23 protein-coding genes are annotated in these 22,316 nt (G+C 61.4%); 11 read left to right on the top strand and 12 right to left on the bottom strand.

Going from position 1 to position 22,316, the window contains the following annotated elements; all coding sequences use genetic code 11:
* The first annotated feature begins 79 nt into the window (after window positions 1–79).
* Together CLU88_RS07150 and rlmD are read left to right on the top strand one after the other, a co-directional pair.
* Window positions 80–385 carry a hypothetical protein gene (locus tag CLU88_RS07150; protein WP_099655996.1) on the top strand — a complete coding sequence of 102 codons (306 nt, stop codon included), beginning with the start codon at window positions 80–82 and terminating at the stop codon, window positions 383–385.
* 82 nt (window positions 386–467) lie between these two features.
* The gene (gene rlmD, locus CLU88_RS07145; protein WP_099655995.1) at window positions 468–1,940 is read left to right on the top strand and encodes a 23S rRNA (uracil(1939)-C(5))-methyltransferase RlmD; all 1,473 of its coding nucleotides are present in this window, start codon (window positions 468–470) and stop codon (window positions 1,938–1,940) included.
* A gap of 162 nt (window positions 1,941–2,102) precedes the next feature.
* On the opposite strand, the gene CLU88_RS07140 is transcribed toward rlmD, so the two are convergent.
* On the bottom strand, window positions 2,103–2,477 hold the full coding sequence (locus tag CLU88_RS07140) for a hypothetical protein (RefSeq protein WP_099655994.1): 375 nt from the start codon (window positions 2,475–2,477) through the stop codon (window positions 2,103–2,105).
* Window positions 2,478–2,705: 228 nt separating this feature from the next.
* On the opposite strand from CLU88_RS07140, the gene CLU88_RS07135 reads away from it, so the two are divergent.
* A complete protein-coding gene (locus CLU88_RS07135; RefSeq protein ID WP_099655993.1) occupies window positions 2,706–3,113 on the top strand; it encodes a heme-binding protein in 408 nt (135 codons plus the stop codon).
* A 525-nt stretch (window positions 3,114–3,638) separates the two neighbouring features.
* On the opposite strand, the gene hemP is transcribed toward CLU88_RS07135, so the two are convergent.
* The 11 genes from hemP to CLU88_RS07080 all read right to left on the bottom strand — a co-directional run bounded on the left by hemP (window position 3,639) and on the right by CLU88_RS07080 (window position 12,854).
* Window positions 3,639–3,851 carry a hemin uptake protein HemP gene (gene hemP / locus CLU88_RS07130; RefSeq protein ID WP_099655992.1) on the bottom strand — a complete coding sequence of 71 codons (213 nt, stop codon included), beginning with the start codon at window positions 3,849–3,851 and terminating at the stop codon, window positions 3,639–3,641.
* A gap of 204 nt (window positions 3,852–4,055) precedes the next feature.
* Complete coding sequence (locus CLU88_RS22965; RefSeq protein ID WP_158235583.1) at window positions 4,056–4,220, bottom strand: hypothetical protein; 165 nt, start codon at window positions 4,218–4,220, stop codon at window positions 4,056–4,058.
* Between the two features lie 221 nt (window positions 4,221–4,441).
* On the bottom strand, window positions 4,442–4,852 hold the full coding sequence (locus CLU88_RS07120; protein WP_099655990.1) for a biopolymer transporter ExbD: 411 nt from the start codon (window positions 4,850–4,852) through the stop codon (window positions 4,442–4,444).
* Window positions 4,853–4,855: 3 nt separating this feature from the next.
* A complete protein-coding gene (locus CLU88_RS07115) occupies window positions 4,856–5,575 on the bottom strand; it encodes a MotA/TolQ/ExbB proton channel family protein (protein ID WP_099655989.1) in 720 nt (239 codons plus the stop codon).
* A 15-nt stretch (window positions 5,576–5,590) separates the two neighbouring features.
* Complete coding sequence (locus CLU88_RS07110; protein WP_099655988.1) at window positions 5,591–6,283, bottom strand: energy transducer TonB; 693 nt, start codon at window positions 6,281–6,283, stop codon at window positions 5,591–5,593.
* 101 nt (window positions 6,284–6,384) lie between these two features.
* Complete coding sequence (locus CLU88_RS07105) at window positions 6,385–6,657, bottom strand: bacterioferritin-associated ferredoxin (protein WP_099655987.1); 273 nt, start codon at window positions 6,655–6,657, stop codon at window positions 6,385–6,387.
* A gap of 160 nt (window positions 6,658–6,817) precedes the next feature.
* Window positions 6,818–7,933 carry an alpha-hydroxy acid oxidase gene (locus CLU88_RS07100; RefSeq protein ID WP_099655986.1) on the bottom strand — a complete coding sequence of 372 codons (1,116 nt, stop codon included), beginning with the start codon at window positions 7,931–7,933 and terminating at the stop codon, window positions 6,818–6,820.
* Between the two features lie 117 nt (window positions 7,934–8,050).
* Window positions 8,051–8,740, bottom strand: a complete 690-nt coding sequence (locus CLU88_RS07095; RefSeq protein WP_099655985.1) for a Fe2+-dependent dioxygenase — start codon at window positions 8,738–8,740, stop codon at window positions 8,051–8,053.
* Window positions 8,741–8,788: 48 nt separating this feature from the next.
* Window positions 8,789–10,987, bottom strand: coding sequence for a TonB-dependent siderophore receptor (locus CLU88_RS07090; RefSeq protein ID WP_099655984.1), 2,199 nt, complete (start codon window positions 10,985–10,987; stop codon window positions 8,789–8,791).
* 367 nt (window positions 10,988–11,354) lie between these two features.
* Window positions 11,355–11,672 carry an SWIB/MDM2 domain-containing protein gene (locus CLU88_RS07085; protein WP_099658705.1) on the bottom strand — a complete coding sequence of 106 codons (318 nt, stop codon included), beginning with the start codon at window positions 11,670–11,672 and terminating at the stop codon, window positions 11,355–11,357.
* A gap of 222 nt (window positions 11,673–11,894) precedes the next feature.
* The gene (locus tag CLU88_RS07080; protein ID WP_099655983.1) at window positions 11,895–12,854 is read right to left on the bottom strand and encodes a DMT family transporter; all 960 of its coding nucleotides are present in this window, start codon (window positions 12,852–12,854) and stop codon (window positions 11,895–11,897) included.
* A gap of 28 nt (window positions 12,855–12,882) precedes the next feature.
* On the opposite strand from CLU88_RS07080, the gene CLU88_RS07075 reads away from it, so the two are divergent.
* From CLU88_RS07075 to pheT, 8 genes are all read left to right on the top strand, one after another.
* Window positions 12,883–13,290 carry a gamma-glutamylcyclotransferase gene (locus tag CLU88_RS07075; protein WP_099655982.1) on the top strand — a complete coding sequence of 136 codons (408 nt, stop codon included), beginning with the start codon at window positions 12,883–12,885 and terminating at the stop codon, window positions 13,288–13,290.
* A 271-nt stretch (window positions 13,291–13,561) separates the two neighbouring features.
* Entirely contained in the window at window positions 13,562–14,893 is a 1,332-nt protein-coding gene (gene aceA, locus CLU88_RS07070) for an isocitrate lyase (RefSeq protein WP_099655981.1), read from the top strand.
* Between the two features lie 293 nt (window positions 14,894–15,186).
* Window positions 15,187–17,106: a threonine--tRNA ligase gene (gene thrS, locus CLU88_RS07065; protein ID WP_099655980.1), complete on the top strand. Its 1,920-nt coding sequence runs from the start codon at window positions 15,187–15,189 to the stop codon at window positions 17,104–17,106.
* A gap of 79 nt (window positions 17,107–17,185) precedes the next feature.
* A complete protein-coding gene (infC, locus tag CLU88_RS07060; protein ID WP_099655979.1) occupies window positions 17,186–17,791 on the top strand; it encodes a translation initiation factor IF-3 in 606 nt (201 codons plus the stop codon).
* A 199-nt stretch (window positions 17,792–17,990) separates the two neighbouring features.
* Window positions 17,991–18,194, top strand: coding sequence for a 50S ribosomal protein L35 (gene rpmI / locus CLU88_RS07055; protein WP_008904041.1), 204 nt, complete (start codon window positions 17,991–17,993; stop codon window positions 18,192–18,194).
* 26 nt (window positions 18,195–18,220) lie between these two features.
* Window positions 18,221–18,580, top strand: a complete 360-nt coding sequence (gene rplT, locus CLU88_RS07050) for a 50S ribosomal protein L20 (protein ID WP_027475500.1) — start codon at window positions 18,221–18,223, stop codon at window positions 18,578–18,580.
* Window positions 18,581–18,681: 101 nt separating this feature from the next.
* On the top strand, window positions 18,682–19,734 hold the full coding sequence (gene pheS / locus CLU88_RS07045; RefSeq protein ID WP_099655978.1) for a phenylalanine--tRNA ligase subunit alpha: 1,053 nt from the start codon (window positions 18,682–18,684) through the stop codon (window positions 19,732–19,734).
* A gap of 122 nt (window positions 19,735–19,856) precedes the next feature.
* The gene (gene pheT, locus CLU88_RS07040; RefSeq protein ID WP_099655977.1) at window positions 19,857–22,307 is read left to right on the top strand and encodes a phenylalanine--tRNA ligase subunit beta; all 2,451 of its coding nucleotides are present in this window, start codon (window positions 19,857–19,859) and stop codon (window positions 22,305–22,307) included.
* The last annotated feature ends 9 nt before the right edge of the window (window positions 22,308–22,316 follow it).

The raw sequence follows: 22,316 nt of genomic DNA, 5'->3' as shown, positions 1-22,316 counted from the left end.
ATGCAACGTTTGCGCTTGGGCTGCGAGGGGGTGGCGCCGCATAATGCAACCAATTTCAGTCTATACCGAGGAGAAGAAGATGCCCGCATTGCCTTACGCAGCCGCTGCCGCAGCATTGGCCGCCACGTTGTTCAGCCCCGCTGCATCGGCCGCCTGCTATTACATCTATGCCGCAGATTCCGAGCTGATCTACCGCTCGTACGAAGCCCCGGTGGACCTGTCCTTCCCGCTGCACCAAACGCTTTCCTCGGTGGCGCCGGGCGGCAAGATGGTGTTCACCCTGGACACACAAGGTTGCGAAGTCGTCATCAACAAGCTGCCCAGCCGCACCAAGCCTTCGGCCGCCAGCGCAGCCCCCCGCGCACGGCGCGCTGACCGGGGCTAAATCTCCCCTCAGGCCAGCCCTCAAAACCCGGCTGGCCACCCATCGGGCGGCCCAGGGGTCCCGAGCCTGAGACAATCGGGGGATGAGCGAACAGACAGAACCACTCTCCCCACAAGAAATTCAAGACACCGCAGACCTGCCAGACCTTCCGGATCTTCCCGAGGGCTGGCTTGCGGTGCAGTCCATGGACCTGGACGCCCAGGGTGTTGCCCGCAAGCCCGATGGCAAGGTGGTCTTCATTGATGGCGCCCTGCCGTTCGAGTGGGTCAGCGCCAACACCCATCGCAAAAAGAACAACTGGGAACAGGCCAGCCTGACGGACATCCACCGCGAGTCCTCGCAGCGCGTGCGCCCAGGCTGCCCGCATTTTGGTCTGCACGGCGGCTCCTGCGGCGGCTGCAAGATGCAGCACCTGGACACGCGCGCCCAGGTGGCCGTCAAGCAGCGGGCACTGGAGGACAACCTCTGGCACCTGGGCAAGGTGAAAGCCGAAACCATCCTGCGCCCCATCGAGGGCCCGGCCTGGGGCTACCGCTATCGCGCTCGCCTGGCCGTGCGCCATGTCATCAAAAAGGGCACGGTGCTGGTGGGCTTTCATGAGCGCAAGAGCCGCTACGTGGCCGACATGGAAGTCTGCCCCGTGCTGCCGCCCCATGTCAGCGCCATGCTCATGCCCCTGCGCGGCCTGATTGCCGACATGGATGCGCGGGACACCTGCCCACAGATTGAGCTGGCCTGCGGTGACCATGTCACGGCCCTGGTGCTGCGCCACCTGGAGCCTTTGTCTGCCGACGACATCGCCCGCCTGCGCGCCTTTGCGGCCCAGCACCAGGTGCAGTGGTGGCTGCAAGCCAAGGGGCCTGACACCGTCAAGCTGCTGGACGAGGACAGCGAGCCGCTGTCGTACGCGCTGCCCGACTTCGGCATCACCATGCCGTTCAAGCCCACCGACTTCACGCAGGTGAATCCGCACATCAACCGCGTGCTGGTGTCGCGTGCCCTGCGGCTGCTGGATGTGCAAAAGCATGAGCGGGTGATTGACTGGTTCTGTGGCCTGGGCAACTTCACGCTGCCGCTGGCCACCCAGGGGCGTGAGGTGCTGGGCATTGAAGGCAGTGAGGCGCTGGTGGCCCGTTCGCGTGAGAACTATCAGTCAAATCAGGCTCTAAGGCAAGAGAATCAAGCGCTAGCAGCTACTGATTTCGTAGCGCGCAACCTGTTTGAAATGACGCCCGCCATGCTGATCGCCGATGGAGTGGCCGACAAATGGCTGGTGGACCCCCCACGCGAAGGCGCCTTTGCGCTGGCCAAGGCCCTGGCAGACATCGAGCAGGCCCGCCAAGGCGCCGAAGATGCGCCTCCCTTGCCCGAGGGCGCGGAGCACTGGAGCCCGCCCAAACGCATCGTGTACGTGAGCTGCAACCCCGCCACCCTGGCGCGTGATGCCGGTTTGCTGGTGCACCTGGCAGGCTACCGCTGCGTGGCGGCGGGCATGGTCAACATGTTCCCGCACACCGCGCACGTCGAGAGCATGGCGGTGTTTGAGCGCGCCTGATGCCGCGAGCCTGACGGTGCAGGGCCAGCGCTTTCGACGCCCTGGTCCTGCTGTCAACCACCCAGCCACATGCCCAGGTGCAAGGTTGGGCTGAGGGCGTCTCTTAAAGGCTGTATCGGTTTGGGGCTTTAAATGCGGGGCTTGTCCGCACCGGCCGCGCCTTCAGTGCTTGGCACTGGCGCTTTTGCTGTCGGCAGATGCAGACACAGACGCGGAGGCGGCTGCCTTCTTCTCCGGTTTATCGGTCTTTTCGATGACCGACGGACTGCCTTCGAGCTTGTTCTCGCGCATGTAGGCGTCCATCTCCTTCCACCCTGCAAACACCGAGGCCTTGGACGCCTTGGGGTTGAGGGTGTAGCAGTCTTCCAGCCCGCGCAGGGCATGGCGGCAGGCGCCGCCAATGGCTTTGGATTCCTCCTCGCGCTGGGCAATGCGCGGGTCGGGCCAGATGCCTGGAATCTCGCAGCCAGCCAGCAGCAGCACCGCAGCAACGGCAAACGCTTTGAGCAGGGCAGGGTGGGGGTGTCTGGATCGCATGTACCACCATTATCGGCATCGGCTCGCGCTTATTGAGAACCTGTTTGCGATCTTTTCGGGTGAGCGATGTCAACAAAGCGAGGCAAAGCCATGGCGCACTTGGGGCTCAAGCTGCTTGCCTTCAGCCCGGCGTGCGGCGGGCCGCTATGCTTGGCGTGCTTTTTGCCTGCGTGGCGGGCTTGCCCTGCCATTCAATGGCCTTATTCATCCAAACTGGTACATACCTTTATGAAGACCAAACACGAACTCGAACTGGCAGACATCAAGCGCGTTGCCGCAGCTGCTGAGGCCGAAGCGCTGAAGCACCAATGGGCGGTCACCATCGCCATCGTGGACGATGGCGGCCACCTGCTGTGGCTGCAGCGCCTGGACGGTGCTGCCGCTGTGTCCTCGCACATTGCCCCTGCCAAGGCCCGTACGGCCGCACTGGGCCGCCGTGAAAGCAAGGGCTATGAGGACGTCATCAACGGTGGCCGCACCTCGTTCCTGAGCGCCCCCACGCTGGAAGGCATGCTCGAAGGCGGCGTGCCGATCATGAAAGACGGCCAATGCTTGGGCGCCGTGGGCGTGAGCGGCGTGAAGTCGACGGAAGACGCGCAGATTGCCCGCGCTGGGATTGCCGCTCTGGGCTTGTGATGGCCTAGGGATCCTCTGCACGAATCGAGCGGCAAGTGTGGACTGCGGATCGGGATGGGCTGCAAGGCGCAAAGCGCAGCAATAGCTGTAGCTATTGCGAGCATTTGCAACGCGGCAGACCGCCCGAGGCCGCAGATGCACACGGCGCGGTGATTTGTGCAGAGGATCCCTAGGGATGACCTTCATCACTCCCTGCGGTCGGTGATAGCGCGGCCTCGGGCAGTCCGCTGCGTTGCTTTTCTTGCCAATAGCCGGGCTATTGGCTGCTAAAAGACGCCTTGCGGCCTCTCCCGATCCGCACTACCACCGACTCGCGATGGTGATGCAGGACATCCCTAGCACCCCGCTGGGGTGCACCGCCCGCCAATCATGCGGGCACAAAAAAACCGGTCAGCGACCGGTTTTTTTGATGGGGGAAACCATACCGTGGAGAAAAAAAGCCTGGCTACGCGGGATAAACCGTTGGCTGGCAAAAACGACCCTTGCGGACTGCTGTTGAGCCCGGGAGTCGCCCCACGATGAAACTCATTTGGTCAGGATCAGCTTGCCCAGTTTGGTGGCTTGCAGGCGGTACAACGAGCCGTTGTGGCTGATGGCCACGGCCTTTTGACCCTGCAGCAAGGTGCTGCTGTCCACGGCCAGCACCGGGCCTTCCGAGGCGGCCGATGGCACGGCAGCGGCGTTGGCCGAGGCCATGGAAGAACGCAAGAACGAGGCGGTGGTCAATGTGGCTTGCATGTCTGTGTTCCTGAAGCGGTGTGATGCTGATCGATGTGCTAATGATAACGATTCGCAATTACTTGGCAAGCGATTTCTGAAAATATTTCGGAGTATTTCGGGGATTTGTGTGCCCAGGTGTGACAACACCCGCGCAAGGCGGGGCGCATCACGGGGCGGGCGGGGCGCCACAAGGGCGGCTGTACATCGTGGCCCCCGCACCTGTCACTTTTCGGTATCGTTCCCCTGCTTGCCAGTGACGGCGGAGACAAAAATCTCGACCGCTAGAAACACCACGTACAGAACGCCTGCCAGCCTGCCTTGCCCGGCGAACAGCAGGCCCAGGCAGATGGCAGCGCAGACCATGTGGATGGCGGGGTGGAGTTTCATCGGTGCCTCCTGAGCGTTTGTGCCTGGCCCGCCCATGGTGGCAAGACTGCGGCATCGGGTGTGTGCGTATTCTGGCGGCGGGGGTTGCCGTGCCCTTGTCCAAGGCCGCACCTGCGGCCACAGGCCTCCCAACGCAAAAAGCCCGTGCACAGGGCCCGGGGCTTTGAGAGGGGCTCCTTGCGGAGCCTGGGGGTGTGGAGTGGTCCACAGCGCCTGCTGGGTTACTGCTGCGGGTCCGTCACAAACCCGATCTTGCGCACACCCGCACGTTGGGCGGCCGCCATGGCGGTGGCCACCTTTTCGTAGCGCACGGCCTTGTCGCCGCGGATGTGCAGGTCGGGCTGCGGTTCCTTGGCGGCTTCGGTTTGCAGGCGGGGGAAGAGTTCTTCCTCCGTCACTTCCGACTCGTTCCAGTAGTACTTGCCTTCGGAAGACACGCTCAGGCGCACGGTCTCGGGCTTCACGTCCTCGGGTTGGTTGGTGGCCCGTGGCAGGTCGACATTGACCGAGTGTTTCATCACCGGCACGGTGATGATGAAGATGATGAGCAGCACCAGCATCACGTCCACCAGGGGCGTCATGTTGATCTCGTTCATCACCTCATCGGAGCTGTCCTGGGTTCCAAACGACATGGCTTAGCCGCCTTTCTTCATGGGCAGCACCTTGCCCTGTTCGCCACCGGCGTTCACGCGGGCACCGGTCACGAAGTAGGCGTGCAGGTCATGGGCAAAGCTGTTGAGGCCGCCCAGGATGGACTTGTTGCCGCGCACCAGGGCGTTGTAGCCCAGCACTGCAGGGATGGCCACGGCCAGGCCCAGGGCGGTCATGATCAGCGCTTCACCGATGGGGCCGGCCACCTTGTCGATGGTGGATTGGCCCGACGTGCCGATGGCCAACAGGGCGTGGTAGATGCCCCACACCGTGCCGAACAGGCCGATGAACGGAGCCGTGGAGCCCACCGAGGCCAGGATGGCCAGGCCTGATTGCAGGCGGGCGGTGAATTCGTCAATGCAGTTGCGCAGGCAGCGCGTCACCCAGTCGCTCACGTCCAGCGCATCGTGCAGGTGCGCCTTGGTGTTGCGGTGGTGGGCGGTGGCTTCGCGGCCTTCCAGTGCCAGGTGGCGGAAGGGGTTGGTGGGGTCGGCGCCCAGCTTGCTCATGCCGGCGGCAAAGTCTTCGCTGTGCCAGAAGTCTTGCGCAGCGCGGGCGTGCTTCTTGAACTTGATGATGTCGATGGCCTTGATCAGGATGACGATCCACGAGGCCAGGGACATGCCCAGCAGCAGAATGGCCACGGCACGGGTAACAAAGTCGCCTTGAATCCAGACATTGGCGATACCGAATTGCGATTCCATGAAAACTCCTGATGATTATTCGAGAACAAAATTGACGGGGACCAGGTTCCACATGGTTTCGGGAACACCGTTGCGTTTGCCGGGCACAAAGCGCCAGCGCATCACGGCTTCCTGGGCCTGGCGGTCCAGGCGTTCGTAGCCGCTGGACTTGTTGACTTCCACCTTCTGCGGCGTGCCATCGGTGCCGATCAGCACGCGCAGCACCACCTTGCCTTGCTCACCCATGCGCTTGCTGATGGCGGGGTAGCTGGGCTTGGGGTTGTTGAGGTAAGCCGCATCGCTGGAGGGCAGCTCGATCTTGGGCGGGGCCGGGGGCGCGGGTGGCGCTGCAGGCGCGGCGGCCACGGGCTCGGTGATGGGGGGCGCGGGGGGCTGCGGCGTGGTGGCCCCGGTGGGCGCATTGGGCGCCGGAGTGGGGTCGTTGATGGCCAGCGGCATGGGCGCTGGCTTGGGGGCTTGCACTTTGGGCGCTGTCTTGGGTGCAGGCGGTGTTGGCGCGGGCTTGGGCGGTGGCGGCGCCACCTTGGGGGCTGGCGGGTTGATGAACTCGCTGAGCAGTTCGGCAGGAACAATGATCTCTGCCGCCTTGCGCACCAAGCCCGACTGCAGGGCCCAGATGGCAGCCACGTGAAAGAGCACGACGCTGCTGACGATGACGGTGTTGCGACTCAAGCCCCCGGCAGGGGCAAAACGATCAGGCTGCGACATAAAAATGATAGCTGCTAGCGCTTACAGAATAAGCGCTAGAGGCCTAAATGACCTTTGATTTTATTTGCGAAAGATCCACCAGGCGGAGCCCGCCACCAGGATCAGGCTGCCTGCGAGTGTAGAGAGGAGGTCCATGCCTTGCTTTCCGTGATGGAGCTGGCAAGCTGGATCGTCTGCGGCACGGATTCATTGTGCACCGCAGCAATCGGATGGGTTGCACTGCATTGCGCCACCACGTCGCGGGCGCAGCTTTCGCAGCGGCCGCATTGGGTGGCAACGCCCAGCTCGAACTGGATTTCGTCAAAGCTCAGACCCGCCCGGGCGTGGCGGGCAATTTCTCGGTCCGAAACTCGGCGGCATACGCAGACGATCATGGCGGCAAGCAGAGTAGCTGGCTGTTGGTAATGACTGAATTATAAATACGAATCCATCGCATTTGCAATGCATTCCCTTGCGCTCGTGGGGTTGACAGTGCGCAAGCCGCTTTGCAGCAGGGACTTGCGCCTGTTCAATGGCGGCCCAGCAGTCTGCCCATCAGTCTGCCGACAGGGCTGCCGGTGCGTCTGCCAGGGTTTTGCAGCCTGTGAGAGCCATGGCCACCTCCAGCTCATCGCGCAGCAAGCGCAGCACGTGGGCGACCCCCGCTGCACCTGCATGGGCCAGCCCGTGCACGGCGGGCCTGCCTACCAGCACCGCGCTGGCACCCAGCGCCATGGCTTTGAGCACATCGGTGCCCCGGCGTATACCGCCATCCACCAGCACGGGCACTGCGCCCGCCACGGCCTGCGCAATGCGGGGCAGGGCCAGGGCGGTGGGCGGGGCGGTATCGAGCGTGCGGCCACCGTGGTTGGAGACGATGATCCCGTCGGCCCCCACCGCCATCGCCTGGACAGCGTCGGCCGGGTGCAGCACGCCTTTGAGCAGCACGGGCAGGCGGGTGATGGATTTGAGCCAGGCGATGTCGTCCCAGGTGGGGGCTTGGTGCAGCAGGCCATCGAACAGCGCGCTTTGTCCGGGCTGCAGGGCCGGGGTGGGCGGGGGCTGCAGCCCGGCCAGGTTCACCGGGCCGATGCCGGGCGGCAGGTGGAAGTGGGCACGGCGCTCCCGGTCGCGGATGCCGCTGGTGGGGGCGTCCACGGTCAGCACCAGGGCCTCGTAGCCTGCGGCTTCGGCGCGTTGCACCAGGGCCTGGGTAAAGCCCCGGTCGTGCTGTAGATACAGCTGAAACCACAGCGGCCCACGCCCTGGGTCGCTGAGCACCGCCTGCGCGATGGGCTCCAGCGGCAGGCTGGCCTGGGTGCTGAGCACCAGCCCCGCGCCCAGCGCGGCGGCGGCATAGGCGGTGGCCAGTTCGCCGTCGGGGTGGGCCATGCGCTGGAACGCAATGGGCGCCAGCAAGATGGGGTGCGCCAGCGTGCGGCCCAGCAGGCTGACGCGGGTGTGCCCGCCCGCCAGGGGGCGCAGCACGCGCGGCCACAGGGTCAGGGCGTCCCACGCGCTGCGGTTGGCGCGCAGGGTGATCTCATCGGCCGCGCCGCCACTGAAGTAGGCCCAGGCGTTGTCGTCCAAGTGCTGCCGGGCGTGCTGTTCGTGGTCGGCCAGGGACACCACGGTGGGTGGAACCTTTTGCAGTGCGGGGGAATGGGTCATTGCAATGAAAAAAGCACCTGGCGCTTGTTGGGTAAGCGCGAGGTGCTATTAAAAAGAGAGTAATTTGAAGCGATTGGCAGGCATCGGGTGATGCTGCTGGGGCCTCTACGCAGGTTCTTACACATCGGCCCACATGCGCAGCAGGTTGTGGTACGTGCCCGACAGCGCAATCACTGCGGGGTCGGTCTCGCCCACGCTTTGGCGCAGCTTGAGCAAGGCCATGTCCATGTCAAACAGCAGTTGGCGTTGCTCCAGTCCGCGCACCATGCTCTCCACCCAGAAGAAGCTGCAGATGCGGTGCCCGCGTGTGACGGGCGAGACCTGGTGCACGGTGCTGCTGGGGTAAAGAATCAGGTCGCCTGCGGGCAGCTTGATGCGCTTTTCGCCCAGGGCCTGGGCAATGACCAGCTCGCCACCGTCGTAGTCTTCGGGCGCGGTCAAAAACAAGGTGCAAGACAGGTCGCTGCGCACCCAGCAGCCATCGGCCTTGGAGTGCATGACGGCGCTGTCCACATGGTTGCCGTAGTAGTTGGCGCCGTCGCCGTAGTTGTTGAACAGCGGGTTGAAGATGCGCCGTGGCAATGCCGCTGAAAAAAACAGGGCGCTGCGGTGCACGGCCGCCTTGACTTTGGCCTGCAGCTGGGCAGACAGCTCGCTGGCTTGCGACAGCTGCAGGTTGTTCTTCTGGTGCAAAGCTTGCCCACCCGCACTGCGTGCCCCGTCCACCCAGGGGGCGTCTGCGCCGAGCGATTGCCTGAAAAAGGCGATTTCCTCTGGGGTCAGAACGTTCTGGATGTGCAGGAACATGGTGTGCAGGCGGTTACAGGCTTTACAGGCAGCGGGTTGGGCTGCGGATCAGAAGCGGGTCTTCAGGGTGAGCTGGACCGAGCGGGCGGCGCCAGGGACGTAGAAGCCGCGGTACAGCGAGTCGGCATAGACCTTGTCAAACAGGTTGTTCACGTTGAGTTTGACGGAGGTCTTGTCGTCGATAGCGTACTCGACCATGGCGTCGATCACGCCGAAGCCGCTGGCGTACACCGCACGCGAGCCTTCGGGGTTTTGCTTGCCACGGTAGGTCACGCCAGCGCCCGCACGGATCTTGGAGGTGATGGCGTAGGTGCTCCACACGCTGCCGCTGTGCTTGGGGGTGAGGCCAGGGCGGTCGCCTTGCACCTGCGCACCACCACCGTTGGCGGCCAGGGCCACATTGCTGCGGTCGATCTTGGCTTCAGGAATCCAGGTGTGGTTCCAGAACACTTCCCACTGGGGCGAGATGCGGCCAGCCAGGTTGAACTCCATGCCCGTGGCGTGGCGCTTGCCCGACAGCAGCTCTTGCGCAGCGGCGGTGTCAGGGTCGGTGTTGCGCTCGTTGTATTTCTCGCTGTAGAACATGGCCACACCCAGCAGGGCACGGCGTTCAAACAGCTCGAACTTGCTGCCGATTTCGATGTTGCGGCTCTTCTCGGGCGGCGTGGCGGCGGTGCGGTTGGTGGCGCTGCTCAGGTTGATGCCGTACTGGTACGTATCGCCCGAGGTGTTGTACGAAGTGCCGTACGACACGTAGTACGAAGACAGTTCGTTGGGCTGGAAGATCAGGCCGACACGGGGGCTGACCAGGCTGTCGGAGACTTCGTTGGTCACGGAGCCTGCCGCATTGCGGTAGGAGTTCTTGAAGTCGTCATAGCGCAGGCCGCCCACCAGCTTCAGCGTGTCGGTCAACGACATCGTGTCTTGTGCGTACAGGCCCAGGTTGCGCGACTTGAAGGTGTTCCACTGCACTGGCGTGCGGCCATCGACCACGGCAGCGCCGTTGTCCGGTGCGCCCACGATGGTGGTGGGGCGGGCCGTGGTGTTGGCGTAGTTCTGGTTGCGCTTGGCGTCGTCGTCGTAATAGTCGACGCCAGCCAGCACGGCGTGCTTCTTGCCACCCCAGTTGAAGGTGTTGCTGTAGTCGCTTTGCGCTTGCAGCACATCGCTCTCGCCAATGCGGCCCTTGGAGCCACGGGTCAGCACGGTGCTGTCGTTGATCTGGTCCAGCGTGATGGCGCTGTTTTGGAAGCCAATCGTGCTGGCCAGCATGTCGCGCTTGTAGTTGCCCCAGCGCAGGCGGGTGTTCAGCTCGCCGCCGTCGTTAAAACGGTGGATGTGCCCCAGCGTGACGTACTTCGACTCGGTGTTGTTGTAGTCGCTTTGCAGCCCGTAGAAGTTGCGGGCAGGCAAGGTGGTGTTGATCTTGCCGTCGGCCGACAGGCGCCAGGGGTGGTTGTAGATCGGGCGGCCTTCGGTGGTCAGGTAGTAGGCGCCGATAGAGAATTCATCGCGCGTGCCAATGCCCCAGGCAAAGGTGGGCGCAATGCCGCGCTTGTCTTGCTTGGCGCCGAAGTTGTCGGATTCCTGCACCATGGCGTTCAGGCGGAAAGCCGCGTTTTCGCCGGTGATGAAGTTGAAGTCGCCTGTAGCGCGGTGGGTGTTGCCCGTGCCGTAGGTGTACGAGGCTTCGTGCTGGTTGATCAGCAAGGGGGCCTTGCTCACCTGGTTGACCACGCCGCCGGTCGAGCCCTTGCCAAACAGCATGGAGGCCGAACCCTTGAGCACTTCAACGCGGTCGTTGTTGAACGTGTCGCGCTCCAGCAGGGGGGCGTCTTTCATGCCATCGTTGTAGATGTCACCGGCCTGGCCCAGCGAGAAGCCGCGCAGACGCACGTCTTCCTCGCCCGTTTCGCCCGCCAGGAAGGTCACGCCCGCCGTGGTGCGCAGCACTTCGCGGAAGTCGTCCTGGTTGCGGTCGTTCATCAGCTTTTCGGTGAACACCGTGACGGACTGGGGGATGTCCTTGATGTCTTGCTTGCCCTTGCCTACGGTGGTTTGCTTGAGCAGCAGGGTGTCCTTGCCTTGGGGGGCGGCTTGCTCTTTCACCGTCACGGTGGGCAAGGCAACCTCAGGGGTGGCGCTGGATTGTGCCCAGCTGCCCATGGAGGCGGCCAGCATCATGGCGCCCAGAGGCAGCAGGGCTTTGTCGGACTGGGGGGCGATGGATGGTGTGGATTGCAGCATGCTGCTGCCGCGCGGTGCGCTTGTTGTTGCCAAGATGGCCTCCGTGGATGGTGTGGTGCGGGTGGTGTGACCCAGGCCCGAAGCGCTGCAACGGCAGTTGCACGGAGAGCGAACGGTGGGCGTACCAAAGCAGACCAGAGGCAGTGGCTAGAACCACAGCGCTACGCTGTGTTGTACATGGCTGTGCATTGTCGGCTGTCACACATTCTATCAAATGAGGGTCATTCTCATTTGTATTGATGTTTGCAAACAACAGCTTTACACAGGCCTTGGAACGGGTTCCTGGGTTCGCCAGGAAGGGGTTTGTGCGCCCTAAAAGCAAAAAGCCGGCAAAGCCGGCTTTTTGCATGACCGATCGGGAGCCCGATCAGCTGACGTGCTTGCCAATCAGGCCAGCCAGTTCAAACATGGAAACCTGGGGCTTGCCAAACAGTTCCTTGAGCTTGGCATCGGCGTTGATGTTGCGCTTGTTGGTGGCGTCTTGCAGGTTGTTGGCCTTGATGTAGACCCACAGCTTGCTGATGATCTCCGTGCGTGGCAGCGGTGCGGCACCGACCACCGCAGCCAGAGCTGGGCTGGGGGTGAGGGCCTTCATGAAGGCCGCGTTAGGGGTGCGCTTTTTTGCCGGTGCTGCAGCCTTGTCGGCGGCGGCTGTCTTTGCCGGGGCTTTTTTTGCAGTTGCCATGTTGGGTTTTTCCTTTTTGGACATCAATCTTCACCAGAGAAAAGCTGCGTTCCCACTGGCCGCCCGATGCTACTTTGAAAAAAACGGGTTTCCAAGGGAGAAAAGGCTTTTTTTGCCTCGATTTGTAGCAAGGGCTACCCGGTGTCACCGATGGGGGGTCCTGTGCTTGACAAATTTTTGACAAAGCGCTGTTTTTGAGCGACTGCGCCAGCTGTCAGGGTGTCATTGCGGCCCACGGCCCACCCGGGCGGCTGCGCGCGATGGAACAGTGGCCAGCAGCACGCTGGCCAGCGCAATGCCCAGCGCCAGCATCTGGATGCCCGTCAGTTGTTCGCCCAGCACCAGCACCCCCACCAGCGCCGCGCTGACCGGCAGCATGACGGTGAAGATGCCGCCTTGCGCTGCAGGCACCGATTTGAGCCCGGTCATCCAAAGCCACACCGTCCACATGCTGGCGGCCAGCGCATAAAACACCAGCAGCACCCAGTTGCCTGTGCTGACTTGTGCAAAATTGAAGCTCCAGGCGGTGTACAGGCCCAGCGGAGTGGCCAGCACAAAGCCCCACAGGTTGATGAGGGAGGTGATGCGCTTGGGCCCCAGGCTGCCGGTGAGCTTTTTTCCAATGACCGAGTAAGCCGCCTCGCACAGCACCGCTCCAATCAGCAGCAACTGGCCCAGCCAGACTAGGTCGGATGAGTTTTTGCCTTCTAGGGCAATGGCACTGTGCGCTGAATGCTCTGTTTTTGATAGCGAAAGCAGGGCGATGCCCAGCACAGCCAGTGCCACGGCTGCCCAGGTGCGGGGGGCAATGCGTTCGCGCAGAAAGGCCCAGCTCATCACGGCCACTGCTGCAGGAATGGCCGCCATGGTCACCCCGGCGGAGAGTGCATTCGTCAGGCTGACGCCAAACAGCATGCACAGGGTGAACAGGAAGTTGCCCAGCAATGACTCCAGAAAGAGCAGTCTTTTGGTTTGGGGGCTCAGCGGGGGTTCTTGCACCGGTTTGCGCAACCAGCTCAGCATGGCCAGCCCGCCGATGCCAAAGCGCAACCACGCCAGCAAAAACACGGGAATGGCGGCCGCCAGAGGCTTGGACAGTGCCACGTAGCTGCCCACCAGGGCCATGCTGAGTGCCAGGCAAAAGTAGGAAACGGTGCGGTTGGGGTGGGGCACTAGACTCATCGGATCACCAAATCAAGGAGCCCGCATCATGCCCGATGAGCCATTGCCGCCACGGCAGGCGCGCTGTGTTTTTGTCTATGGCACTTTGCGCGCGGGTGGGGCCAATGACATCCGGCGGCTGCACCCTGCACCGCAATGGGTGGGCGCAGCCTATGTGTCCGGCGACCTGTACCACCTTGGTGCCTACCCGGGGCTGCTGCTGCGCGCAGGCGGCCCGCCCGTGGTGGGCGAGGTGTATCAGATGGATCCGGCATTGGAGCCTGTGCTGGATGCGATCGAAGGCTTGTTGGGACCGTGCGCGACAGATGAATATGTGAAGCGCGAGGTAGCCGTGCCCTGCAATGGGGCGGTGGTGCGCTGTCTTGTGTATGAAATCAACCCTCGCTATGTTGCCAATGCGGCATGCATCGTGCGTGGGGATTGGATGAAGGCCTGACTCTTGTGGGTGGTCGATATTTTTGTATTGCGGAAATGCGTTTTTGCAATGCGAAATAAAGAGTTTGGTGCGACGCCGCAAATTTTCTCAATATGAGAAAACAACTCTCGCATTGAGATATTTGTACTCTAAGTAATTGTTTTAAAACAAGAAAATTTATATCTTCTATAAGACATAAGAGCTTGCTCAACTCTTATAGAAGACTTAGAGTTATCTCCATGGGCAGCAGCGAAGCCGCCCGGTGTTTTCAACCAACCTCAGGAGTGTCCACATGCCTCAATCCCTCAACGAACAACTGAGCCGCGAACAGCAAATTGCCGCCCTGGAAAAAGACTGGGCCCAGAACCCCCGCTGGAAGGGTGTGAAGCGCGGTTACTCCGCTGCCGATGTGGTGCGTCTGCGCGGCTCGCTGCCCATTGAGCACACCCTGGCCAAGCGTGGTGCTGAAAAACTGTGGGACAAGATCAACGGTGGTGCCAAGAAGGGCTATGTGAACGCGTTCGGCGCCATCTCCGCCGGCCAGGCCATGCAGCAAGCCAAGGCTGGCCTCGAAGCCGTGTACCTGTCGGGCTGGCAAGTGGCCGCTGACGGCAACACGTCTGAGACCATGTACCCCGACCAGTCGCTGTACGCCTACGACTCGGTGCCCACCATGGTTCGCCGCATCAACAACACCTTCAAGCGCGCTGATGAAATCCAGTGGGGCCGCGGCATCAATCCTGGCGACAAGGAATTCATCGACTACTTCCTGCCCATCGTGGCGGACGCTGAAGCCGGTTTCGGCGGCGTGCTCAACGCCTTCGAACTGATGAAGAACATGATCCAGTCGGGCGCTGCTGGCGTGCACTTTGAAGACCAACTGGCTGCGGTGAAGAAGTGTGGCCACATGGGCGGCAAGGTGCTGGTGCCAACGCAAGAAGCCTGCGAGAAGCTGATTGCAGCACGTTTTGCGGCCGATGTGATGGGCGTGTCCACCATCGTGCTGGCCCGCACCGACGCAGAGGCCGCCAACTTGATCACGTCCGACCATGACGCCAACGACAAGCCCTTCCTGACCGGTGAGCGCACGCAAGAAGGCTTCTACCGCGTGAAGAACGGCCTGGAACAAGCCATTAGCCGTGGTGTCGCCTATGCTCCTTACGCCGACCTGGTGTGGTGCGAAACCGGCGTGCCAGACATCGGCTTCGCCCGCGAATTTGCGCAAGCTGTGCACGCTGCCTGCCCCGGCAAGCTGCTGTCGTACAACTGCTCGCCTTCGTTCAACTGGAAGAAGAATCTCAACGACAAGCAGATCGCTTCCTTCCAGGAAGACCTGTCGGCTCTGGGCTACAAGTACCAGTTCATCACGTTGGCTGGCATCCACATCAACTGGTACAACACTTTCCAGTTCGCCCATGCATACGCCAACGGCGAGGGCATGAAGCACTACACCGAGATGGTGCAAGAGCCAGAGTTTGCTGCACGAGAAAAGGGCTACACCTTCGTGTCGCACCAGCAAGAAGTGGGTGCAGGCTACTTCGACGACGTGACCACGGTGATCCAAGGCGGCTCGTCCTCCGTGAAGGCCCTGTCGGGTTCGACCGAAGAAGAGCAGTTCCACTGATCCGCGCGGCTGGTCGCGCTATCTGAGCCCGGGCATGCCCGGGCTTTTTTCTGGCTGCTGGCAAGGGATGGTTAAAATATCAGCAAGATTGATTCACAAGAGCGAGAAAGGCATCCTGGTTATGACACCGCGAACTACGACGGAGATCCTTACCGGCCACTAGTGGCTGGCCGTTCGCGCCTGTACGAGATGCACTCTCCCTTCCAAAAAGCGCGGCCGGTTCCGCGCTTTTTTGTTTTGAATTTTTCGTGGGCCTTTGCTGCCCGCTGCCTCTTATCTTTACGGACATCCCCATGATTCACATTACGCTCCCTGATGGCTCGCAGCGCGAATTTCCTGGCCCGGTCACGGTGGCTGAAGTCGCTGCATCGATCGGCGCTGGCTTGGCCAAAGCGGCACTGGCGGGCAAGATTGGCGAGAAGGTGGTGGACACCAGCTACCAGATCACGGCAGATAGCCCCTTGTCCATCGTGACCGCCAAGGATGCCGATGGCCTGGAGGTCATTCGCCACTCGACCGCTCACTTGCTGGCTTATGCGGTCAAACAGTTGTTTCCTGATGCGCAGGTGACCATTGGTCCGGTGATCGAAAACGGCTTTTATTACGACTTTGCTTACAAGCGCCCCTTCACGCCTGAGGACTTGGTGGCGATCGAAAAGCGCATGGCCGAATTGGTCGCCAAAGACGAGCCGGTGGTGCGTCGGGTGCTGCCGCGCGACGAGGCTGTGGCTTATTTCAAGGGCCTGGGCGAGCACTACAAGGCAGAGATCATTGCCAGCATCCCCAGCAATGAAGATGTGAGCCTGTACCGCGAAGGTGACTTTGAAGACCTGTGCCGTGGCCCTCACGTGCCCAGTACCGGCAAACTGAAGTTCTTCAAGCTCATGAAGGTGGCGGGCGCCTATTGGCGCGGCGATCATCGCAACGAAATGTTGCAGCGCGTGTATGGCACCGCATGGGCGTCCAAGGACGATTTGCAGCAGTACCTCACGATGCTGGAAGAGGCGGAAAAGCGCGATCACCGCAAGCTGGGGCGTGAGCTGGATTTGTTCCATATCGACGAGCACTCGCCCGGTACGGTGTTTTGGCACCCCAAGGGCTGGACGGTGTGGCAAGAGGTGGAGCAGTACATGCGCCGCGTGTACCGTGACAACGGCTACCAAGAAGTCAAGGCGCCGCAGATCCTGGACCAGAGCCTGTGGGAGAAAACAGGGCACTGGGACAAGTACCGCGAAAACATGTTCGTGACAGAGTCGGAAAAGCGCGATTACGCGCTCAAGCCGATGAACTGCCCTGGACACATCATCATTTTCAAGCAGGGCATCAAGAGCTACCGCGACCTGCCGCTGCGGTTTGGTGAGTTTGGCCAATGCCACCGCAACGAACCCACGGGCGGGTTGCACGGCATCATGCGTGTGCGCGCTTTCACGCAAGACGATGGGCACATTTTCTGTACCGAGGACCAAATCCAGTCTGAAGTGGTGGCGTTCACCCGGCTGCTGCAAAAGGTCTACAAGGACTTTGGCTTTTCGGACATCATTTACAAGCTGTCTACCCGCCCAGAAAAGCGCATTGGCTCCGAAGAAAGCTGGGATCGTGCCGAGCAGGCGCTGGCCGATGGCTTGCGCGCGTCAGGCTGCGATTTTGAATACCTGCCGGGCGAAGGTGCGTTCTACGGTCCCAAAATCGAATACACGCTGAAAGATGCGTTGGGTCGCCCGTGGCAATGCGGCACGATCCAGGTGGACCCCAACCTGCCAGAGCGCCTGGATGCGGAGTTTGTTGGGGAGGACGGCGCACGCCACCGGCCCATCATGCTGCACCGCGCCATCGTGGGCAGTCTGGAGCGCTTTATTGGCATCTTGATCGAGCAGCACTCTGGTGCGCTGCCCACTTGGCTCGCGCCAGTGCAGGTTTCGGTGCTCAATATCACCGACTCGCAAGCCGATTACTGTCGTGAAATTGCAGCAAAACTGCAAAAAGCGCTGCCCAATCAAGGCCTTAGGGTGGCCGTGGACCTGCGCAACGAGAAGATTACGTATAAAATACGTGAGCATTCGTTGCAGAAGCTGCCCTACATCCTCGTCGCGGGTGACAAGGAAAAGGCGGCAGGAGCCGTCGCAGTGCGCGCCCGAGGCAATCGTGACCTCGGTGTAATGTCTGTGGATGCGTTCATCGAACTCATCGCCAAAGACATTGCTGACAAAGCCTGATTTTGAATGAATCTAGCTCTGGGGCACGCCAGTTGCGCGGGTGTAGCTACAATTTTCGTAGCATTTTGATTCAAGGAAGATAGCCATCGCTACTGAATTTCGTGATCGTCGCCACCGTGAAGAGCGCAAACACCGCCTGAACCGTGAAATCATGGCCCCAGAAGTTCGTCTCTCTGGGCCTGAGAACGAGCCTTTGGGTGTGGTGAGTTTGATGGAAGCCTTGCGCATGGCGGGCGAGCTGGATGTGGATCTGGTGGAGATTGCTGCTACAGCCAATCCCCCAGTGTGCCGCCTGATGGACTACGGTAAGTTCAAGTACCAGGAACAAAAACGCGCTGCCGAAGCCAAGGCCAAGCAGACGGTCATCGAGATCAAGGAAGTCAAGTTCCGTCCTGGTACGGACGATGGCGACTACAACATCAAGATGCGCAACATTCGCCGCTTTTTGGCGGATGGTGACAAGTGCAAGATCACCTTGCGTTTTCGCGGGCGTGAAATCACCCACCAGGAACTCGGTTTGGCTCTGCTCAACCGTATCCGTGATGAGTTGGCGGACTCCATCCTCGTCGAGCAGTTTCCCAAGCTGGAAGGCCGCCAGATGATCATGATGATTGCCCCTGGTAAGAAAAAGCCTGCTGCAGCAAAGCCTGCGGCGGAGAATGCCGCTGGCGGTACTCCTGCTTGAGCAGGGATCGTCCGGGTGTGATTCGGATTCGATAGATTTGTGGGTGTGCCATCTGTCAAAGGATGGGGCGCCTGGCAAAGGCGGTGCTTGCACCGCCAAACCCTGAGGGGCGACCTTCAGGGTAGAAGTGGCTCGGGGCCAACAAGTTTGCAGATCGGTTTGCAAACGCCTCACGAGCACAACTAAAAGGAGCATTCAAATGCCCAAAATGAAAACCAAGAGCAGCGCGAAAAAACGTTTCCGCGTTCGTCCAGGTGGCACCGTCAAGCGCGGTCAAGCCTTCAAGCGTCACATCTTGACCAAGAAGACCACCAAGAACAAGCGCCATCTGCGTGGTGCGGTTGCTGTGCACGAGACCAATATGGGCTCGATTTCACAGATGCTGCCCGGCATGGGCGTTTAATTTACTGACGAACAAGGAGTACATACATGCCTCGCGTCAAACGTGGTGTAACGGCCCGTGCCCGTCACAAGAAAGTTCTCGCCCTTGCTAAGGGTTTCCGTGGTCGCCGCGGTAACGTCTTCCGTATCGCCAAACAGGCGGTAATGAAGGCTGGGCAATATGCCTACCGTGACCGCCGCACCAAGAAGCGTGTGTTCCGCCAGTTGTGGATCGCCCGTATCAACGCCGCTGCCCGTGAACTGGGCCTGACTTACAGCCAGTTCGCCAACGGCCTGAAGAAGGCATCCATCGAGATCGACCGCAAAATGCTGGCCGACCTCGCCGTGCACGACAAGGCTGCTTTCGGCAGCATCGTGAACCAAGTCAAGGCCAAGCTGGCTGCTTGAGATCACGATAAGAGGCTATCATTTTGATAGCTTCTTGCGCAATAACAGCAAGGGCTAGAGCTTGAAAAGGCACTAGCCCTTGTTTATTTTCAAGAGTCGATATGAACGAGTTGGATTCTCTGGTCGAAAGCGCAACACAGCTGTTTGCGCAGAGCGCTACCCCTGCCGAGCTGGAAAACGCCAAGGCGCAGTTTCTGGGCAAATCAGGCCGTGTGACGGAGCTCATGAAGGGGATGGCGCAGCTGTCCGTCGAAGAGAAGAAGTCCCGTGGCGCCGCAATCAACCTGACCAAGCAAGCGATTGAGGCCGCGCTGACTGCGCGCCGGCAGGCTCTGGCGGATGCGGAACTGCAAGCCCAACTCAAGGCTGAGGCCTTGGATGTGAGTCTGCCAGGGCGTCAGCGCGGCCAAGGCGGCTTGCACCCTGTGTCGCTCACGCTGGAGCGCATTGAGGGCATTTTTGGCTCCATGGGTTTTGATGTGGCCGAAGGCCCCGAGATCGAGACCGACTGGTTCAATTTCACCGCACTGAACACGCCGGAAGACCATCCCGCGCGTTCCATGCACGACACCTTCTACGTGGAGGGCGGCACTGCCACCGCCCCCAACCTGCTGCGCACGCACACCAGCCCGATGCAGATTCGCCATGCCGTGCAGCATGTGAAAAAGCACCGCGCTGCACTGGATGCAGGCCAGTCCATGCCTGAAATCCGTGTCATCGCCCCCGGCCGCACCTACCGTGTGGACAGCGATGCCACGCACTCGCCCATGTTCCACCAGTGCGAAGGCCTGTGGATTGGCGAGAACGTGAGCTTCAAGGATTTGAAGGTCATCTTCACGGACTTCTGCCGCACCTTCTTCGAAAGCGATGACTTGGTGCTGCGCTTTCGCCCCAGCTTTTTCCCCTTCACCGAGCCGAGCGCCGAGATCGATATCCAGTTCCAGACGGGCCCCTTGGCCGGCCGTTGGCTGGAAGTGGCGGGTTCGGGCCAGGTGCACCCCAACGTGGTGCGCAACATGGGGCTCGATCCTGAGAAGTACATCGGCTTCGCCTTCGGCATGGGGCCTGACCGCCTGACCATGCTGCGCTATGGCGTCAACGACCTGCGCCTGTTCTTCGACGGTGACATCCGTTTCCTGTCGCAGTTCCAATAACGCAAAAAAGTGAGCTGGCTGCGTACGTATTTATTGAGTTTCAACGTCATTTCGTTCTGAAACCCCTGATTGAAAAGCGCCAGCAGCTCCTTTTTTAAGAGCAAACGCCAAAGAATCTCACTATGCAATTTCCTGAGTCCTGGTTGCGCGAATTCTGCAATCCACCACTGACCACCCAAGAGCTGGCCGACACCCTGACCATGGCGGGGCTGGAGGTTGAGGAACTGCGCCCCGTCGCTCCGCCCTTCACCAAGATCGTGGTCGGCGAGATAAAGGAGGCTGTGCAGCACCCTGATGCCGACCGCCTGCGCGTGTGCCAGGTCGATGTGGGGCAGGGCGCCTTGCTCAACATCGTCTGCGGTGCGCCCAATGCCCGTGTGGGCATCAAGGTACCTTGTGCCTTGGTGGGCGCTGAGTTGCCCCCGGGCGACGATGGCAAACCTTTCCTGATCAAGGTGGGCAAGCTGCGTGGAGTGGAAAGCCAGGGCATGCTGTGCTCGGCCCGTGAGCTCAAGCTGTCGGAAGACCACGGCGGCTTGCTGGAGCTGGACGCATCAGCCCCTGTGGGTCAGGACATCCGCGCGCATTTGAATCTGGATGACACGCTCTTCACCCTCAAGCTCACGCCCAACCTTGCGCATTGCCTGAGCGTCTACGGCATTGCCCGTGAAGTGTCTGCGTTGACCGGTGCTCCATTGCAGCAACCGTCGTTCCCGGCCGTGCCGGCCCAGCTGGCAGACAAGCTGCCCGTGAAGGTGGGCGCGCCCGATCTGTGTGGCCGTTTCTCGGGTCGCATCGTGCGCAACGTGAACACGCGCGCTGCAACTCCCCAATGGATGCTGGACCGCTTGGCCCGCTGCGGTCAGCGTGGTGTGTCGCCACTGGTGGACATCTCGAACTACGTGATGTTTGAGCTGGGCCGCCCCTCGCATATTTTTGACCTCGACAAAATCCACGGTGGCCTGCAAGTCCGCTGGGGCAAGGCCGGTGAGCAGCTCAAGCTGCTCAATGGCAACACGATCACCGTCGATGACAAGGTGGGTGTGATCGCCGATGACAGCCAGGTCGAATCGCTGGCTGGCATTATGGGTGGCGATGCCACGGCGGTGTCTGACGACACGCGCCACATCTACATCGAAGCCGCCTTCTGGTGGCCCAAGGCCGTGGCGGGGCGTTCGCGCCGTTTCAACTTCTCGACCGACGCAGGCCATCGCTTTGAGCGGGGTGTTGACCCTAGCCTGACCGTCGAGCACATCGAGCGCATCACGCAGCTCGTTCTCGATATCTGCGGTACTGCCGATACGGCTTGCGGCCCCATCGATGACCATACGGTCAATCTGCCCACGGCACAGCCTGTCGCATTGCGCGTGGCACGCGCGGCCAAGGTCATCGGTATGCCACTGACCCAGGCACAGTGCGTGGACGCGCTCCAGCGCCTGGGGCTGCCGGTGTCTGAATCTGACGGTGTGGTGACGGTAACCCCGCCCAGCTACCGCTTTGACATTGCCATCGAGGAAGACCTGATCGAGGAAGTGGCGCGCATGGTGGGTTACAACAACCTGCCCACCACACCGCCCTTGGCGCCCATCACCCCCAAGCTGCGTGCCGAGGCCCAGCGCAGCCCGTTCGCTGTGCGCCGTGTGCTGGCAGGGTTGGGGTACCAAGAGACCATCAATTTCAGCTTTGTGGAAGAGCGCTGGGAGCAGCAGTTGGCAGCCAATGCCAACCCTATCAAGCTGCTCAATCCGATTGCCAGCCAGATGAGCGTGATGCGCTCTACCTTGCTGGGCTCGTTGCTGCAAGTGCTCAAGTTCAACCTGGATCGCAAGGCCGAGCGGGTGCGCGTGTTTGAACTGGGCCGCGTGTTTTTGCGCGATGCCTCTGTGGCCAACACCGACACTACGGTCGAGGGTTTTCACCAGCCCATGCGGGTAGCTGGCGTGGCCTATGGTGCCAGCGACATCCTTCAGTGGGGCCGCAAAGAGCAAGGTATTGATTTCTTCGACGTCAAGGGCGATGTCGAGGCCTTGTTGGCGCCGCTGCGTGCCACCTTTGAGCCCGCAACGCACCCTGCCATGCACCCTGGCCGTTGCGCCCGCGTGCTGATGCAAGGCCGTGCCGTGGGCTTTGTGGGCGAGTTGCATCCGCAATGGCGCCAGTCCTGGGAGTTGCCCCAGGCGCCCGTGATGTTCGAGCTGGAGCTGGACGCCGTGCTGCTGCGCACGGTGCCCCGTTTCACCGCCGTGGCCAAACACCAGGCCGTGGAGCGTGATCTGGCCATCGTCGTGGCAGAGCGCGTGACGCACAGCGAAGTCATGGCGGCGGTCGAGTCTGCCGTGCCTGGCACCTTGCTACGCTCTGCCGTGTTGTTTGACGTGTACCGCCCCAAGGCGTTGAAGCCCGGCGAAGAGCCATCAACCACTGCAGGCGTGGCGGCAGGTGAAAAGAGCTTGGCGGTGCGCTTGACCTTGGGCAGTGGCGAGGCTTCGCTCACTGAAGCCGAGATTGAAGCGGCGGTGCAGGCCGTCATGGCCCAACTGGTGGCGCGCACGGGCGGCCGCCTGCGCGTTTGATACTGGCGT

It is taken from the genome of Acidovorax sp. 56, assembly GCF_002749705.1.
Classification (GTDB): Bacteria; Pseudomonadota; Gammaproteobacteria; order Burkholderiales; family Burkholderiaceae_C; genus Acidovorax.
Note: the sequence above shows the minus strand (reverse complement) of the source record. Positions and strands in the feature narration are given on the sequence as shown.